The sequence below is a fragment of the Lysobacter sp. 22409 genome (assembly GCF_052045105.1).
Lineage (GTDB): Bacteria > Pseudomonadota > Gammaproteobacteria > Xanthomonadales > Xanthomonadaceae > Lysobacter > Lysobacter antibioticus_B.
The window spans coordinates 97,676-114,359 of record NZ_JBQEOE010000010.1 but is presented as its reverse complement, the minus strand read 5'-3'; the positions used below and the strand labels follow the sequence as shown (position 1 = coordinate 114,359).

General features: G+C 69.6%; 17 protein-coding genes. 8 read left to right on the top strand and 9 right to left on the bottom strand.

The window, feature by feature from the left end; genetic code table 11:
• Positions 1 to 29: 29 nt before the first annotated feature.
• From cysT to hemB, 4 genes are all read left to right on the top strand, one after another.
• Positions 30 to 896: a sulfate ABC transporter permease subunit CysT gene (cysT, locus tag ACTJJK_RS07615; RefSeq protein WP_440729909.1), complete on the top strand. Its 867-nt coding sequence runs from the start codon at positions 30 to 32 to the stop codon at positions 894 to 896.
• Positions 889 to 1,749, top strand: coding sequence for a sulfate ABC transporter permease subunit CysW (gene cysW / locus ACTJJK_RS07610; protein ID WP_051884424.1), 861 nt, complete (start codon positions 889 to 891; stop codon positions 1,747 to 1,749). The genes cysT and cysW overlap by 8 nt, the downstream gene beginning before the upstream one ends.
• 20 nt (positions 1,750 to 1,769) lie before the next feature.
• The gene (locus tag ACTJJK_RS07605; protein WP_031370688.1) at positions 1,770 to 2,813 is read left to right on the top strand and encodes a sulfate/molybdate ABC transporter ATP-binding protein; all 1,044 of its coding nucleotides are present in this window, start codon (positions 1,770 to 1,772) and stop codon (positions 2,811 to 2,813) included.
• A gap of 235 nt (positions 2,814 to 3,048) precedes the next feature.
• Entirely contained in the window at positions 3,049 to 4,041 is a 993-nt protein-coding gene (gene hemB / locus ACTJJK_RS07600) for a porphobilinogen synthase (RefSeq protein WP_440729908.1), read from the top strand.
• A 102-nt stretch (positions 4,042 to 4,143) separates the two neighbouring features.
• On the opposite strand, the gene ACTJJK_RS07595 is transcribed toward hemB, so the two are convergent.
• Positions 4,144 to 5,058, bottom strand: coding sequence for a TolB family protein (locus ACTJJK_RS07595; RefSeq protein ID WP_440729907.1), 915 nt, complete (start codon positions 5,056 to 5,058; stop codon positions 4,144 to 4,146).
• A 47-nt stretch (positions 5,059 to 5,105) separates the two neighbouring features.
• Here ACTJJK_RS07595 and aroE point away from each other — a divergent pair, with 47 nt between their 5' ends.
• Genes aroE through ACTJJK_RS07580 form a run of 3 tightly spaced genes read left to right on the top strand, consistent with a single transcriptional unit; the run spans position 5,106 to position 6,671 of the window.
• Entirely contained in the window at positions 5,106 to 5,975 is an 870-nt protein-coding gene (gene aroE / locus ACTJJK_RS07590; protein ID WP_031370685.1) for a shikimate dehydrogenase, read from the top strand.
• 7 nt (positions 5,976 to 5,982) lie between these two features.
• Complete coding sequence (locus tag ACTJJK_RS07585) at positions 5,983 to 6,411, top strand: DUF952 domain-containing protein (protein WP_440729906.1); 429 nt, start codon at positions 5,983 to 5,985, stop codon at positions 6,409 to 6,411.
• Positions 6,408 to 6,671: a YkgJ family cysteine cluster protein gene (locus ACTJJK_RS07580; RefSeq protein WP_051884423.1), complete on the top strand. Its 264-nt coding sequence runs from the start codon at positions 6,408 to 6,410 to the stop codon at positions 6,669 to 6,671. Before ACTJJK_RS07585 ends, ACTJJK_RS07580 begins: the two co-directional genes overlap by 4 nt.
• A gap of 243 nt (positions 6,672 to 6,914) precedes the next feature.
• On the opposite strand, the gene ACTJJK_RS07575 is transcribed toward ACTJJK_RS07580, so the two are convergent.
• The 8 genes from ACTJJK_RS07575 to ACTJJK_RS07540 form a co-directional block, all read right to left on the bottom strand.
• Positions 6,915 to 8,306, bottom strand: a complete 1,392-nt coding sequence (locus tag ACTJJK_RS07575; RefSeq protein WP_081930603.1) for a DUF58 domain-containing protein — start codon at positions 8,304 to 8,306, stop codon at positions 6,915 to 6,917.
• A complete protein-coding gene (locus tag ACTJJK_RS07570; RefSeq protein WP_036147966.1) occupies positions 8,303 to 9,292 on the bottom strand; it encodes an AAA family ATPase in 990 nt (329 codons plus the stop codon). Before ACTJJK_RS07570 ends, ACTJJK_RS07575 begins: the two co-directional genes overlap by 4 nt.
• On the bottom strand, positions 9,289 to 10,515 hold the full coding sequence (locus ACTJJK_RS07565; RefSeq protein WP_031370680.1) for a DUF4350 domain-containing protein: 1,227 nt from the start codon (positions 10,513 to 10,515) through the stop codon (positions 9,289 to 9,291). Before ACTJJK_RS07565 ends, ACTJJK_RS07570 begins: the two co-directional genes overlap by 4 nt.
• A complete protein-coding gene (locus ACTJJK_RS07560) occupies positions 10,512 to 12,191 on the bottom strand; it encodes a DUF4129 domain-containing protein (protein WP_440729905.1) in 1,680 nt (559 codons plus the stop codon). Before ACTJJK_RS07560 ends, ACTJJK_RS07565 begins: the two co-directional genes overlap by 4 nt.
• A complete protein-coding gene (locus tag ACTJJK_RS07555; protein ID WP_036147963.1) occupies positions 12,188 to 13,204 on the bottom strand; it encodes a stage II sporulation protein M in 1,017 nt (338 codons plus the stop codon). Before ACTJJK_RS07555 ends, ACTJJK_RS07560 begins: the two co-directional genes overlap by 4 nt.
• On the bottom strand, positions 13,201 to 13,884 hold the full coding sequence (locus tag ACTJJK_RS07550; RefSeq protein WP_031370677.1) for an RDD family protein: 684 nt from the start codon (positions 13,882 to 13,884) through the stop codon (positions 13,201 to 13,203). Before ACTJJK_RS07550 ends, ACTJJK_RS07555 begins: the two co-directional genes overlap by 4 nt.
• Positions 13,884 to 14,387, bottom strand: coding sequence for an RDD family protein (locus ACTJJK_RS07545; protein WP_223619275.1), 504 nt, complete (start codon positions 14,385 to 14,387; stop codon positions 13,884 to 13,886). The genes ACTJJK_RS07550 and ACTJJK_RS07545 overlap by 1 nt, the downstream gene beginning before the upstream one ends.
• An 80-nt stretch (positions 14,388 to 14,467) precedes the next feature.
• Positions 14,468 to 15,010 (bottom strand): gamma carbonic anhydrase family protein, encoded by a 543-nt coding sequence (locus tag ACTJJK_RS07540; RefSeq protein WP_057916209.1) that lies wholly within the window; start codon positions 15,008 to 15,010, stop codon positions 14,468 to 14,470.
• A 208-nt stretch (positions 15,011 to 15,218) separates the two neighbouring features.
• Here ACTJJK_RS07540 and ACTJJK_RS07535 point away from each other — a divergent pair, with 208 nt between their 5' ends.
• Positions 15,219 to 16,646: a coniferyl aldehyde dehydrogenase gene (locus tag ACTJJK_RS07535; RefSeq protein ID WP_440729904.1), complete on the top strand. Its 1,428-nt coding sequence runs from the start codon at positions 15,219 to 15,221 to the stop codon at positions 16,644 to 16,646.
• Positions 16,647 to 16,684: the final 38 nt, after the last annotated feature.

Genomic DNA, 16,684 nt, shown 5'->3' with positions numbered 1-16,684 from the left:
GTCCCTATCCAGACGGCCGCCCACGCCACATGAGCGAGCACGCCCTGCCCCTACCGACTTCCGCCGTTCGCTGGCGCCGGCCGTTGCCCGGTTTCGGGCTCGGCCTGGGCTTGGGCCTGACCTGGCTCGGCCTGGTCGTGCTGTTGCCGCTGGCGGCGCTGATCCTGCGTTCGGGCGGATTGGGGCTGGCCGGCTGGCTGCGCGCGATCGGCGATCCGCGGGTGATCGCCTCGCTCAAGGTCAGTTTCGCCACCGCCTTCGTCGCTGCAGTGTGCTCGCTGCTCGGCGGCGCTCTGATCGCCTGGGTGCTGGAACGCTACCGTTTCAGCGGCCGGCGCCTGCTCGACGCCCTGGTCGACCTGCCGTTCGCCCTGCCGACCGCGGTCGCCGGTATCACCCTGGCGGCGATCTACGACGAGAACGGCTGGGTCGGCCAGTTGCTGCAGCCGCTCGGCATCAAGCTGGTCAACAACACCACCGGCATCGTCATCGCCCTGATCTTCATCGGCCTGCCGTTCGCGGTGCGCACCGTACAGCCGGTGCTCGAAGCGCTGGGCCGCGAGCAGGAAGAGGCCGCCGCCTCGCTCGGCGCCTCGCGCCTGACCACCTTGCGGCGGGTGATCCTGCCCGAACTGCTGCCGGCGCTGCTGACCGGTTTCTCGCTCGCGTTCGCGCGCGGCCTCGGCGAGTTCGGTTCGGTGATCTTCATCGCCGGCAACCTGCCGATGAAGACCGAGATCGCGCCCTTGTTGATCACCATCCGCCTGGAAGAAGAAGGCGGCGTGACCGCGGCGATCGTGTTGGCGACCTTGCTGTTGCTGATGTCCTTCGCCTGCCTGGTCGCGATCAACGCCGCCTCGGCCCTGTTCGCACACGGGAGCCGCCGCGATGGCTGACGCGCGCGACCAATTGCAGGAACCGGCCTGGGTGCGCTGGACTCTGATCACGCTCGCCGTGGCGATCATGGCCCTGGTGCTGGTGCTGCCGCTGCTGATGCTGCTCGGCGCCGCGTTCGGCAGCGGCCTCAAGGTCTGGATCGCCGCGGTGACCGAACCGCACACCTTGTCGGCGCTGCGCCTGACCCTGCTGACCGCGGCGGTGGTGGTGCCGGTCAACGCGATCTGCGGCGTGTTCATGGCCTGGGCGCTGACCCGTTTCGAATTCCGCGGCAAGCGCACCCTGCTGGCCTTGATCGACCTGCCGTTCGCGGTGTCGCCGGTGGTCGCCGGCCTGTGCCTGGTGCTGTTGTTCAGCCCCACCCACGGCTACTTCGCCGACCTGCTCAACCAGTACGACATCAAGATCCTGTTCGCCACGCCCGGCATCGTCCTGGCGACCATGTTCGTGACCTTCCCGTTCGTGGTGCGCGAACTGATCCCGCTGATGGAGCAACAGGGCAGCGACGAAGAACTCGCCGCCCGCTCGCTCGGCGCCAGCGCCTGGACCATGTTCTTCCGCGTGACCCTGCCGAACATCAAGTGGGGCCTGTTGTACGGCGTGCTGTTGTGCAGCGCGCGCGCGATGGGCGAATTCGGCGCGGTCACGGTGGTGTCGGGCAACATCATGGGCAAGACCAACACGCTCTCGCTGCACGTCGAGGTGTTGTACAAACAACTCGGCGGCGAAGCCGCGGCCGCGTTCGCCGTCGCCTCGCTGCTCGCCGGCCTGGCCCTGGTCACGCTGGTGTTCAAGATCTGGCTCGAGGCACGTCACGGCGACGCGCTCGCGCGTTCGCATCGCCGACATTGATTCACAGGTAATCGCCCGACATGGATCTGCACATTCAAGCCATCGCCAAGCGCTACGCGACCGTCGCCGCGCTCGACTCGGTCGACCTCGACGTCGCCTCGGGCGAACTGGTCGCCTTGCTGGGGCCTTCGGGCTCGGGCAAAACCACCTTGCTGCGGGTGATCGCCGGCCTGCTGCAACCCGATTCGGGCCGCCTGCTGTTCGGCGACCAGGACGCGACCCGGCTGAGCCTGCGCGAGCGCAACGTCGGCTTCGTGTTCCAACACTACGCCTTGTTCAAGCACATGAGCGTGGCCGAGAACATCGCCTTCGGACTGCGCAGCCGGCCGCGTGCGCGCCGGCCCGACAAGGCCACCATCGCCCAGCGCGTGCAGGAGTTGTTGAACCTGATCCAGTTGCCGGAACTCGGCGCGCGCTATCCGGAACAGCTGTCGGGCGGGCAGAAGCAGCGCGTCGCCCTGGCCCGCGCGCTCGCGATCGACCCGACCGTGTTGCTGCTCGACGAACCCTTCGGCGCGCTCGACGCCAAGGTCCGCATCGAACTGCGCCGCTGGTTGCGGCGCCTGCACGACCAGACCGGACAGACCACCTTGTTCGTCACCCACGACCAGGAAGAAGCGCTGGAGCTGGCCGACCGCGTGGTCGTGCTCAAGGACGGCCGTATCGAACAGGTCGGCACCCCGGACGAGATCTACAGCGCGCCGGCCTCGGCCTACGTGTTCGACTTCATCGGCCGCGCCAACGTCATCGAAGGCCAGACCGAAGGCGGTCAGCTCTCGGTCAACGGCCACGCCCTGCGCCTGCCGGTCGACAGCCACAGCCGCAGCCGCGCGCGTTTGTACGTGCGCCCGCACGACATGGCCCTGGTCGCCGACGGCGAAGGCCTGCCGGCCCGGGTGCTGTCCGCGCACCGCCTGGCCGAACGCATCACCCTGGAATTGTTGGTCGAAGGCCAGGTGCGGCCATTGGAACTCGACCTGGTGGCGACCCCGGACGCGGTCACCCCGGCCCCCGGCAGCACCGTGCACGTGCGCCCGCTGCGGTATCGGGTGTATTCGGACTGAGCCGCAGCCGGCGGGCGACGCGAGTTGCCGCCCAAGCATGCGGCCGCCAGCGCCAGCCTCCCAAGCCCCAGGGCTGAGTGCGTATATTCGGCCCGAACAGGCAAACCCGGCCGGGCTCCCTGGCTTCGGCACGCGCGCCTCCAAACATCTCTGCGGTTGGCAGAACGCAGCGTCCGCCTCCGGGCGCGACCGCCGGTCGCAGGTCGCCGCGACCGCCGGGGGTAAACTAGCGCCCATGACCTATCCCTATTCGCGCCCGCGGCGGATGCGCCGCGACGAATTCTCGCGACGCCTGATGCGCGAGACCGTCCTCACCGCCGACGACCTGATCTATCCGGTGTTCGTCCACGAACTCGACGGCCGCGCGCCGGTCGGCTCGATGCCCGGCATCGAACGTCTGTCGATCGACGAACTGCTGCGCGTCGCCGAACGCGCCAGCGAGCTGCGTGTGCCCGCGCTCGCGCTGTTCCCGGTCACCGCGCCGGAGGCCAAGTCGCTCGACGCGGTCGCCGCCTGGGACGAAGACGGCCTGTGCCAACGCGCGATCCGTGCGCTCAAGCAGCGCTTCCCCGAACTCGGCGTGATCACCGACGTCGCCCTCGACCCCTACACCAGCCACGGCCAGGACGGCCTGGTCGACGACAGCGGCTACGTCATGAACGACGAGACCGTCGAAGCCCTGGTCAAGCAGGCGCTGTCGCACGCCGCCGCCGGCGCCGACGTGGTCGCGCCCAGCGACATGATGGACGGCCGCATCGGCCAGATCCGCAACGCGCTCGAGCTCGACGGCCACATCCACACCCGCATCCTCGCCTACAGCGCCAAGTACGCGTCGAGCTTCTACGGCCCGTTCCGCGATGCGGTCGGCTCGGCCGGCGCGCTCGGCAAGGGCAACAAATACACCTACCAGATGGACCCGGCCAACAGCGACGAGGCGCTGCGCGAAGTCTCGCTCGATCTCGACGAAGGCGCCGACATGGTCATGGTCAAGCCGGGCATGCCCTACCTCGACATCGTGCGCCGGGTGAAGGACGAATTCGGCGTGCCGACCTTCGTCTACCAGGTCAGCGGCGAGTACGCGATGCTGCGCGCGGCGATCCAGAACGGCTGGCTCGACGAACACGGCTGCGTGATGGAAGCGCTGACCTCGATCAAGCGCGCCGGCGCCGACGGCGTGCTGACCTACTTCGCGCTCGATGCGGCGCAGTGGATGCGCGAGGCCCGCTGAGGCCTCGCTCGACACCGCGCAGGCAAACGCAGCATCGGCGCGACGCCGCCTGCTGCGTTTCGCACGGCGTCGCCATCGCGGCGCTCGCAGTGCGCATGCCGATCAGCGCGCCGCGCTCGCGACGCAACCGTCCTGGCCCATCGCCGCCGGCGCCTTCATCCGGTACAGATCCATCTTGCCCGCGCGCGGCGCTTTCGCCGAGCCGGTGACCAACAGTTCGCCGGGCTTGTTCCAGTCGGTCGCCGGGCCGAGCGTGTGGGCCTCTTCGGTATTGAACGACAGCGCGAGCGGCGCGGCCTGCGCATAGCGCGCGCCGTCGCAGTGGGCGACATACAAACGGATGGGCAGTTTCTCCACGTCCCTGGAACGCGCGAACACGAGGGTCTTGCCGTCGCCGAGCCAGGCGGCATCGAATTCGTCGTCGGCGCTGTTCACGCCGGGCACCGGCTTGGGGTCGACGAAGGCCTGGCCGTTCCAGTGGGCGACGAACAAATCGTGACGGCCGCTGCCGCCGAAGCCGTCGCTGGCGAACAAGAGATGACGGCCGTCGCGGCTCGGCGTCGGCGCCCATTCGTCGCCGCGGCCGTTGACGCCGCGGCCCAGGTTTTCTACCGGGCCATAGCCGCCGTCGTCGCGCACCGCGGCGCGATAGAGATCGTCGCCGCCGTGGCCGCCGGGGCGGTTGGAAAAGAAGTACAGCCAGCGCCCGTCGGCACTGAAGGCAGGGTCGAAATCGTTGGCCTTGGCGTTCAGCGGCAACGGCTTCGCGTCCTGCCAGCGGCCATCGATCAGACTGGCCTGCCACAGGTCCCAGCCGCCGGCGCCGCCGCTGCGGTCGGTGCTGCCCCAGACGATGCGCCGTCCGTCGGGAGACACGGCCGCGCGCACCTCACTGTGCACGGTTGAAACAACTCCCATGCCTTCTATGCCGAATTCGGACAGGGCCGCCTGAACCGTGCTGGCGAGCCCGCAGGCGAGGAGTAGACTGAGGCCGAACCGGACCCTGGCGTGCCGCATCGTGCGTCTCCCGAACTAGGGTCACCAGTCTAGAACGAGGCGCGTCCATGTCGATCGATTCCAGTTCGTCCAGCCCTGTCCTTCGCTATGCGGTCTTCGGTCATCCGGTCGCGCACTCGCTGTCGCCGCGCATCCATGCCGCGTTCGGGCGCCAACTCGGCATCGCCCTGGAATACACCGCCATCGACGCCGCGCCGGAGCAGTTCGACGTCGCCCTCGCCGCGTTCGCGGCCGAAGGCGGCCTCGGCGCCAACATCACCCTGCCGCTGAAGACGCGAGCGGCGAGCATCTGCAGCCACCTCAGCGAACGCGCGCAACGCGCCGGCGCGGTCAACACCCTGATCCGCAGTGCGACCGGCTGGGAAGGCGACAACACCGACGGCACCGGCCTGATCCGCGACCTCACCGAACGCCACGGCCTGGACCTGCGTTCGCGCCGCACCTTGCTGATCGGCGCCGGCGGCGCCGCGCGCGGCGTGGCCCCGGCCCTGCTGGATGCCGGCATCGGCGATCTCTACATCGTCAACCGCACCAGCGAACGCGTCGACGCCCTGGCCGACGCGCTCGGCATGCCCGGCCGCGTGCATCCGCGTTATCTCGCCGACGTCGCCACGCTCGGCAACTTCGACCTGATCGTCAACGCCACCTCGGCCGCGCGCGACGACGCCATGCCGACCCTGCCGATGAGTCTGGCGACGCCGCGTACCGCCGCGGTCGACTTGAGCTACGGCGAGGTCGCGATTCCGTTCCTGGCCTGGGCCAAGGTCGCCGGCGCGCACGACCGCATCGACGGGCTCGGCATGCTGGTCGAACAGGCCGCCGAGAGCTTCGAGCGTTGGCACCGCAAACGCCCGGACACCGATCCGGTCTACGCGATGCTGCGCGAACGCGCCGACGCCCTGGTCACCGCCGACTGACCCGGCGATGACGGCGATCGACCGCGACGCGGCGCCCGACGACGGCGCCGCGACCGTTTCCGGCCCCGGCGAGCACAAGCCGACGCCGCGAGCGGACTTCGCCGGCGCCCACCCCGGCCCCCGCCCCGACACGATCTTTCATTTCGCCGCGCCGGCCGACTGGCACCGGGCGCAGGCCACCGGCGCCTATGCCCCGGACGGCTGGCTGCGCGAAGGCTTCGTGCATTGCGCGACGCAGGCGCAACTCGCCGGCGTCATCGAACGCCATCAACGCGGGCGCGGCGCCTTGCTTGTGCTGAGCATCGACGCGGCCGCGCTCGGCACGACCCTGCGCTACGACTGGAGCGAACGCAGCGGCGATTATTTCCCGCACGTGTACGCGCCGATTCCCTTGGACGCGGTACGCGCGGTCGAGCCGTTCACGGCGCCGCCATGAGCTTCGCCTGCCGCAGCCATTGCGGCGCCTGCTGCATCGCGCCTTCGATCACCTCGCCGATCCCGGGCATGCCGCACGGCAAACCGGCCGGCATCCCCTGCGTGCAACTCGACGACGAACTGCGCTGTCGTTTGTTCGGCAAGCCGGAGCGGCCGGCGTTCTGCGGTTCGCTGCAGCCATCGCGCGAGATGTGCGGCGAGGATCGCGGGCAGGCGATGCAGTGGTTGGACTGGCTGGAAGCGCAGACCCGACCGGGGTGAGCGTGCGGCGTCGCCGCGAGGGCTTCCAACGCGGCGATGCGGCGGTTAGAGCCCCCCTTTGCAAAGTGGGGGAACAGCAGGTGTGGGTCGCGATTGCGGCCCTGCTGCGACGCTCCTGCCTTTGCCCCCTTAGAAAAAGGGGGCGAACGAGCGCGTAGCGGTCGTGGGGGATTTGCCGTTGCTGTTGCTGCTGACGTTGTCTTGATCCGCCTTAGCCGAGCGCATCAAGCAGCTCGCGGATTCTCAAAGCAAGCCGTCGCGCTTCACCGCCAGGTACTTCTCGACCAAGGATGCCGCCAGCTGATCGCAGCTGACGTCCAGCACCATCACCCCGTGGTTGCGCAGGGCTTCGTGGGCGGCGACGCGGTGTTCGAGGTATTGCGCGGTGGCGCCGGCGCGGATCGCACCGGGCAGGTCGGCGACTTCTTCGGCGAGCGCCTGATCCAGCGAGCCTTCGCGCAGGCTGGCGACGCAGACCAGATGGCGACCACGCAGCATGCGCACGGCGGCGAGCAGGTCGTCCATGTCCTCGTCGCGCAGGTTGGTCACCAGCATCACCAACGAACGGCGGCGTTGGCGCAACGACAGTTCGGTCGCCGCGGCGAGGAAGTCGGTCGCGACCGGCTGCGGCTGCAGGGCGTAGCTGGCGCGCAGCAGGTTGTCGATCGCGCCGACACCGCGCTGCGGCGGCACCCAGCGGCTTTCGCCGCCGCTGGCCAGCAGGCCGACGCCGTCGCCCTGGCGCAAAGCCAGATAGGCCACGACCAGGGCCGCGTCGAGCACATGGTCGAAATGCGAATGCTCGCCGTCGCGCGCCATCAGGCGGCGACCGGTGTCGAGCATCAGCACCAGTTGTTGATTACGCTCGTCCTGGTACTCGCGCGAGATCAACCGGCGCGCACGCGCGGTCGCTTTCCAGTCGATCTGGCGCAGGCTGTCGCCGACGCGGTATTCGCGCATCTGATGGAAGTCGGTGCCTTCGCCGCGACGGCGCTTGACGTGCGCACCGACCAGGCGCGAGGCCTGTTCGGCGCTGAACATCGCGAACTTGGCCAGCGGCGCGAAGTTGGGGAACACGCGCACGCGCTGGATCTCGCCGCCGATGCGCGACTGCCACCACAGCCCCCACGGCGAGTGCAGGCGCAGTTGCACGCCGTCGAACTGGAAATCGCCGCGCATACCGGGGCGCAGTTCGTACTCGAAGCTGGCGCTCTCGCCGCGACGCAGGTCGATCCGGCGCGGCAGGTTGCGCATGCTCCAGTTGCCGGGATGCAAGTCGAAGGCATCCAGGCGTTGCCGGCGATCGGCCTCGAATTCGAGGGTGACCGGGCGTTCGACGCCGATCGCCCAGGTGTCGTGCATGCTGCGCCTCGCCCGCGGCGTCGGCGCGTACAGCAGACGCAACAGATCGACGATCGCGAGCAGCACGATGACGAGGGTCGCCACCTGCCAGGCCGCGGCCTGCACCCAACCCACGCTCGCGGCCAGGCCGAGCGCCGACCACGGCAGCGCCAGCCAGATCCAGCGCGGCGCCGGCCGTGCCCAACCGCGACGCGGCAGGGCGCGGTCGCGCGGCACCGTCAGGCCGGCGCTGGCGGCGGTGACTGGCAGCGGCGGTGGCGCGGCGCGGCTCATTGCCGGGGCGCTTCGACCTTGGCCAACAGCGCCTGCAACACGTCGTCGGGCGACTGGCCTTCGATCTGCAGCTCGGGCGCGAGCGCGATGCGATGGCGCAGGGCCGGCTTGGCGATCTCGCGCACGTCGTCGGGGGTGACGAAATCGCGCCCCGACAGCACCGCTTGCGCGCGCGCCGCGCGCACCAGGGCGAGACTGCCGCGCGGACCGGCGCCGAGGGCGATGCCGGCCCAGTCGCGGGTGGTGCCGACGATGCGCACGACGTAGTCGATCACCGTCTCGTCGACGCGCACCAGGGCAGTGCCCTGCTGCATGGCGACGATCTCTTCCGGGCCGAGCACGCGCCGCACCTGCGACAGATCGAAGTCCGACGCGCTGCGGCCCAGGCTGACCGCGGTGACCATGCGCTTTTCGTCGGCGCGGGTCGGGTAGCCGATCAGGATCTTCAGCAGGAAGCGATCGAGCTGCGCCTCCGGCAAGGGATAGGTGCCTTCCTGTTCGACCGGGTTCTGCGTGGCCAGGGTCAGGAACGGCGGCGGCAACTCGAAGCTGTGGCCTTCGATCGTCACCTGCAGTTCCTGCATCGCCTCCAGCAGCGCCGACTGGGTCTTGGCCGGGGCGCGGTTGATTTCGTCGGCGAGCAGCAGGTTGGTGAATACCGGGCCGCGGCGGATGTTGAAGCTCTCGGTCTTGGGGTCGTAGACCGCATGGCCGCTGATGTCGCTGGGCATCAGGTCGGGGGTGAACTGGACGCGGGCATAGCCGCAGTCCAGTGCCTTGGACAGCGCGCGCACGACCAGGGTCTTGCCGAGCCCGGGCACGCCTTCGAGCAGCGCGTGGCCGCCGGCGAGCAGGGCAATCAGGATCTGGTCGAGCACGTCGGCCTGGCCGATGAAGGCCTTGCCGACTTCGTCGCGCACGGCGGCGGCGCGTTCGGCCAGCGCGGTGCCGGTGATCGGGACGAGCGGAGCGGCGTCGAGGCTCATAAGCGGTTTCTCATGCGGATCAAAGTGGCGATGCGGGCGCGGAACGCGGCGTGGTCGCGTGCCGGCGGCGGAGTGAGGGCGTCGCGGATGTCGTTGGCGGCGATCGGCGCCGGATCGGCCTTGAAGCGCTCGATCAACAACGCGATCTGCGGCTCGCCGTCGAGCGCGGCGGCGTAGGGATCGCGGCGGCGCAGGCGGGCGATGAAGGCGCGGCGCGCCGATTCGTACAGGCGCGGGCCGTAACCGTAGCGATAGACGTGCTCGCCGCTGGCGACGATGTGTTCGAGCAGCGAACGCCGCTCCAGCGCCGGTGCCGGGCGCAGCGGACCGAAGCGCTGGGTGCGTTGCCACAGCCAGCCGAGCAGGCACAGCAGCAGCGGCAACCAGGCCATCCAGCTGTCGCGCAGCAGGGTCTTCCACAGCTTCGGCACTTCGGCGGCGTAGATCAGGTGCACGGTGCCGGCGCGGTAGTTCGGCGCCAGCACCTGGCGCGCGAATGCGGCATTGGCCGGCGCGGCGATCTCGTCGTCGCCCATGCCGATGCTGTCGAGCAAGGGGTTGCCGGTGCCGGTGCGGTTGGACAGGAAATCCAGGTCCGCGAGCACGTCGACATGGCCCTTGCCGCGCGGCAAGCGCACGTAGACGTAGGCGCTGTCCTCGCCGCCCCAGGCGTAATCGGGGTCGGCGTCGCTGTTGTAAAAATAGAAACGGCGCGCCGAGCAGAACACCTGCTGCGGCTCCAGGCCGCGCTCGTACAGGCCGACGCATTCGTTACGCAGGTACTCCGGATCGGCGGCGTCGCTGGCATCGAGCAGGGTGATGCCGAGCGCATCGAGCACCGGCACCGGCGAATCGCCGACCTGGTCCTGCAGCGGCGGCGTGCGCACGATCAGATGGCCGCCGCGCTCGACCCAGCCGAGCAGGGCCTCGGCTTCGCTGGCGGCCAGCGTGCGCGGGTCACGGTAGATCAGCACCGTGTCGCGCGTCTGCAGCGGATGGGTCGACAGTTGCAGACGCTGGCGCGCCTCGACCTTGACCTTGTCGCGTTGCAGGGCAAGCTTGAGCACATACAGCGGGTTGCTCGCGGCCTCGCCGCTGCGCGCGGCGGCGACGGTTTCCTCGACCTTGTGGTAGTCGCGGCGCCACAGCGCGCCGACGATCAGCACCAGCACGATCAGCAGGGCCGCACCGGCGCCGACGAGGCTCAGGCCGGCGCGGTTCATGCCGCCCACCCGAAACGCCGGCTCAGCTGGCCCACCAGATCGTCGAAGTCGTCGCCGCTCGGCAGGGTCTCGGCATAGGCCGCGTACTGCCAGGTGCGCACCGCGCGCGCGAAGGCCTCGCGGTCCTCGGCCGAGGCCAGCTTGCGCGAGGCGCGCAGGCACTGGGCCTCGGTCGCGCCCGGCACCAATACGATGTCGGCGCGTTGCGCCATCGATTCGACCGCGGCGCGGTACATCAAGGCCAGCGCATCGCGACGGCGGCCGGCCTGCCACAGGCGGCGGATCGCGGTCGGAATATCGTCGGGCAGCGGCTCGTGTTCGGGCAACGGCGCGTTGCGCACGTCGCCGGGCGCCTCGTCCTCTTCGATGCCGCCGTCGCGGAACCAGCCGAGCCAGCGCGAGGCGGTCAGCAGCAGGGCGACGACGATCAAGGCCACCACGCCCCACATCAGCACTTGCAGGAATCCCGCCACGCCGCCGCTGAGGCCCTTGAACAGGCCCTCGTTGATGGCTTGGTCGCGCTTGTTCTCGGATTTCTTCTTGGTGCTCTCGGACTTGGCTTTCCAGACACTCTGCTTGCGCTTGGGGTCGACGGTCGGATCTTTCATCGCCCGGGCGACCGCATCGCGCAGGCCGCGGTCGTCGCTGCGGCCGTCGCGGTAGACCTCGCCGAGCGTCGACGGCAGGCGGCGCGCTTTCTTGCCGTCTTCGAGGTAATCGCGGATCGGCGCCTCGGCCGGCGCTTCGGCTTCCGCTTCCTCGTCTTCGCTGTCGGCGGCAGCAGCGACGTCCTCGCCCGCGTCCGTTTGCGTGTCCGTGCTCGCGGCGACACTGGTCTCGACTGCAGGCGGCGTTTGCGCGGCGGCGTCCGGCGAGAAGCCGATCATCGCGCACAGCACCAGCAGCATCGGCGCAGCCGCGGCGGTAAGGCGCGCGCGCAGGCGGCGGAACACGATCTCGATGTCCCAGCCTTCGATCTGGGTACGGCGGTTGAGATACAGCCCGAAGCCGGCGCCGACGTAGAACGGCTCGATCACGCTGACCGCGCCCCAGGCCAGCACGTTGAACAAGGCGCTGAGCCATTGCGGCTCCACTCCGATCGCTTCGATCAACGACTTGAAGGTGTCGGGCAGGTAATCGAACGGCACGAACATCAGGCCGCCGAGCACGCTGCCGATGATGATCGCGAACTCGAAATGCACGCAGACCAAGGTCAGCAGCGCGCACACGCCGTACACCGGCGCGCCGAGCGCGGAACGGCGCTGGCGCGCCTCGGCGCCGTCGCCGCCTTCCAGCAGGTCCACCGGCAGGTACAAGGGCCGGGCCGGGCTGAGCCGGCGCCAGGTCAGATACGGCAGCCACCAGCGCGCGCCCCAGCGCAGTTGCGCGCGCACGGTCTGGCGCGTGCTCGGGGTTTCGCCGAACACCGCGCGCGAAATCACGAACAGCGGGATGCGATCGAACCAGGGCTTGAGCCACCACATCAGCAGGCCCGACAACCACAACAGGTCGAGGGCCCAGCCGGCGGCATTGAGCAGCACCAGGATCGGCAAGGTCACCAGCAGCCACGGCTTCCAGATCGCGCCGGCCTGGCTGCGCACCAGGGCCATGCCGAGCTCGCAGGCTTCCCACGCAGTGCGCGGGCGCAGCGAAACCGTCAGCGCTTCGAGCTTCATGCCGCGTCTTCGTCGTCGCGGTGGACGGCGTTACGCCCGCCGCGCAGCAACCACAGGCCGACCAACACCCACAACGCCAGGCCGACGCCGTACTTGATCGCCGCCGGCACGCTGCCGATCGACGACCAGAACGCTTCGACGAACGCCGCGAACACCAGCATCGCGAACACGCCGATGCAGATCAACGCGCCGCGGCGGCCGCCATGGATCAGCGAATCGATGCGCCGGCGCTGCCCGGGCGCGATCAGGCTCAGGCCCAAGCGCAGGCCGGCGCCGCCGGAAATGACGATGGCGGTGAGCTCGGGCGCCGAATGGCCGGCGACGAAGCGCCAGAAGGGTTCACCGTGGCCGACCGCCTGCAGATGCCCGGCGACGCCGCCGATCATCACGCCGTTGAAGATCAGCACGAACACCGTGCCGAGCCCGGCCACCAGGCCGCTGGCGAAGGTCTGGAAACCGATGCCGACGTTGTTGCCGATGTAGTGGGCGAACATCTGCAGGTCGTCTTCGTTGGTGCGGCCCAGGGCGCTGTCGGGCCGGGCCGGGTCGTACATCTGCTCGAAGCGGACCAGCGACTGCGCGTCGAACAGGCCGGCGGCGAGTTCCGGGCGCACCTGGATGGCGACGAAGATGCTGATCAGCGGCAGCCAGAACAGCAGCGCCGCGGCCAGCATGCAGCGCCACTCGGCGCGGACCAGGCGCGGGAAACCGGCCAATAAGTACTCGGCCGAACGCCGCCAGTGCACCGGCTTGGTCCGGTACAGCACGCTGTGGCCGCGTTGCATGAGTTGCTGCAGGCGGTCGGTGACCACCGCGCTGTAGCCGCGCCGCCGCGCCAGGGCCAGTTGCTGGCACAGGCGACGGTGGCGCTCGGGAATCTTGTCGTCGCGCAGGCCGGTCCAGTCGCGGCGATGGCTGCGGGCGTTGCGTGCGCTCGAGGCGCGCATCTCCAGCCAGCGCTCGAGTTCGCGCCACTCGGCCTCATGACGGGCGACGAAATGCTCCTGCCTCATCGCCGCCCCAGCAACCAGTTGGCGATGCCGTACAGGCGCATCACCGCGGTTTCGCCGCGGGCCTGGGTCAGCGCTTCGGTCAGGTCGGCGAGTTCGGCCTGGCGCGCCGCGGTCAGGTTCGGGCCGCGCTCGGCGAACGCGACCACCGCGGCCTGCTCGTGCGGCAGCAACACCATCGACGGCGCCAGCGGCGGGCTGACCGCGGCGGCGCGGATGTCGGTCTGGCGCGCGGCATGCACGACCAGGGTGCCGGCGACCATGTCGCCGAGGCGGCGGCCCCAGGGATCGATGAGGCTGGTGATCAGGCCGACCGCATAGCAGACCGGCAGCGCATCGACGACGCGCAGCAGGTTGCGGGTGAACGACGCCATCCAGCCGACAGGGGCGCCGTCGGCGGCGACCACGCGCAGGCCGAGCGCCCACTTGCCGGGCGTGCGGCCCTGCATGAGCACCTCGAACAGCACCTGATAGAACCAGGTCATCACGAACACGGCCAAGCCCAGGATGGCGTTGCCGGCCTCGCCGAACAGGCCGACCAGGGCGCGGAACAGGGCCACGTAGATGACCGCGCGCAACGCCAGGTCGATCATCCAGGCCAGCGCGCGCGGTACCGGTCCGGCCGCGCGCAGGTGCAAGGCCACGCCCTCCGGCGTCACCACCTGGCGGTACGTGTCGAGCATCAGGCGTTGATGACCTTCGTATCCGCCATCAGGTCATGCAGGCACAGGCTGTCTTCGCCGAAGATCCACAGCACGTTGACCAGGGCGAAGACGCTGCCGAGGCAGGGAATCGCCTCGATCAGGGCGATCACGAACATGCGCAGGCCGAGGATGCGGCCGAGCGACGCCGGGGTGCCGTCGGTGCGCACGATCTTGATGCCGATCCAGCGTTTGCCGAGGGTCTGGCCGCTCTCGTTGAGCAGGACGAGGTTGTAGACGAACAGGCCGAGCATGAGCAGGAAGCTCAGGCCCATCATGGCCATCTGGATCGCCGAGGGTTCCTTGCTTTCCGGATCGATCGCGACGGCGATGAACATCGGCAGGAAACACACCAGATACAGGCCGCCGTCGATCAAGCGGGCGACCAGGCGCATGCCGCGGTCGGCGCGTACGGTTTGTTGCCATTCGGCATTCGGCAGCGCCGGCGCATTCGGCGCGGCGTACGGATTCTGCGTTTCTTCCATGTAGCCCTGACTCCCTGAGTCCTGCTTTCCCCTGCCGCGACTGTAAACGCGGCCATCGGCCCTGACTAGCCCGGCCGTGACTAGCCCGACAGCATGCCCAGGTAGCGATCCTTGAGCCGCACATAGTGCTGTGCGCTGTATTGCAGCTGTTCGATCTCGCGGTCGCTGAGGCGGCGCGCGAGGCGGGCCGGATTGCCGACCCACAGCTCGCCTTCGCCGACGATCTTGCCGGGCGACAGCACCGCGCCGGCGGCGACGAAGCCGTAGCGCGACACGCGCGCGCCGTCGAGCAGCTTGGCGCCCATGCCGATCAGGGCGAACTCGTCGATCGTGCAGGCATGGACGATGGCGCCGTGGCCGATGGTGACGTCGTTGGCGATGACCGTCGGCAGGCCGCCGGGACGGGTGTAGGGGCCTTCGTGGGTGACGTGGACGATGGTGCCGTCCTGAACGTTGGTGCGTGCGCCGATCGAGATCGAATTGACGTCGCCGCGGACCACGCAGCCGGGCCAGATCGAGACGTCGTCGCCGAGGTCGACCTCGCCGATCACGGTCGCGGCCGGGTCGACGTAGACGCGCTCGCCGAGGACGGGAAATTTGTCGAGATAGGGACGTAGGCTCATGCGCGCATTGTAGGCGTTCGCGGGCGACCCCAGGCGCAAGCGGGCATGTCGAACGCCGCTGGACGAGCGACGATACGCAGCCGCCGCATGCGGTACGGCGAACGGATGCGATCGGCATGCCGGGCGACGGTGTTCGGCCGATTCGCCCCCCTCAGCTGTCCCCTGCCGCCCGCACGCTGAGCGCCCGAACCCGACTAGACTGCGGCGTATGGATACGATCGCCGATACCGCCCCGACCGAACTCGCCGCCACCCGCGAGCGCCTGCGCACCGCCTGGCAGGCGCGCAAGCCCGACTACGCGCAACGCCGCGCCGACCTGCTGCGGCTGCGCGACGCCTTCCGCGCCCGCAGCGCGGCGATGGACGCGGCGATCCGCGCCGATTTCGGCCACCGCTCCAGCCACGAGAACCTGCTCTCGGAGGCGATGATCACTCTGGCCGAGATCGATCACGCCCTGAGCCATCTGCGCCGCTGGATGCGCCCGCGCCGGGCCGCGGTCGGCTGGCGCTTCTGGCCGGCGCGCGCCGAGATCCGTCCCGAACCGGTCGGCGTGGTCGGCATCCTCTCGCCGTGGAATTACCCGGTGAACCTGGCCCTGGTGCCGCTGGTGTCGGCGATCGCCGCCGGCAACCACGTCTATCTGAAGCCGTCCGAACACACCCCGCGCACCGCCCAGTTCCTGCGCGACCTGCTGGCCGAGGTATTCCCCGAGGACCGCGTCGCGGTCGCGCTCGGCGGCCCCGAGATCGGTGCGGCGTTCTCGGCGCTGCCGTTCGACCATCTGCTGTTCACCGGCTCGACCGCGGTCGGGCGCAAGGTCATGGCCGCGGCCGCGCCCAACCTGACCCCGGTGACCCTGGAACTCGGCGGCAAGGCGCCGGCGCTGATCTGCGCCGACTACCCGATCGAACGCGCCGCCGCGCGCATCGCCAGCGGCAAATGGTTCAACGCCGGCCAGACCTGCATCGGCGTCGACTACGTGCTGGTCGACGCGGCACGCCGCGACGAACTGGTCGCGGCCCTGCTCAAGCAATTGAAAGAACGCTACGGCGACCTGGTCGCGCCGCAGGACTACACCCGCATCATCAACGCCAGCCAGTACCAGCGCCTGTCGGGTTATCTCGACGACGCCCGCGCACGCGGCCTGGACGTGGTCGAGCCCTTCGCCGACAGCGTGCCGCGCGAACAGCGCGTGGCCGAACGCATCTTCCCGCCGGCGCTGGTGATCGAGCCCGGCGCCGACGCCCAGGTCATGCAGCACGAGATTTTCGGGCCGATCCTGCCGGTGCTGTCCTACCGCACGCTCGACGAAGCCATCGCCCGCATCAACGCGCTCGACCGACCGCTGGCGCTGTACCCGTTCGGCCACGACCGCGCCCAGATCGAGCGCATCCTCGCCCAGACCCTGGCCGGCGGCGTCACCGTCAACGACACCCTGCTGCATTTCGGCGCGCACGACCTGCCGTTCGGCGGCATCGGCCCGAGCGGCATCGGCGCCATCCACGGCCACAACGGCTTCGACACCTTCAGCAAGCTGCTGCCGGTGTTCCACCAGCGCCGGCTCGCCGCGAGCGACCTGCTTAAGCCGCCGTACCGCGGCAAGATCGATGCGATGATCCGCTGGCTGGCGAAATAGCCGGCCTCGCTCCGACCCATGCCGGGTCGGAGCCCACC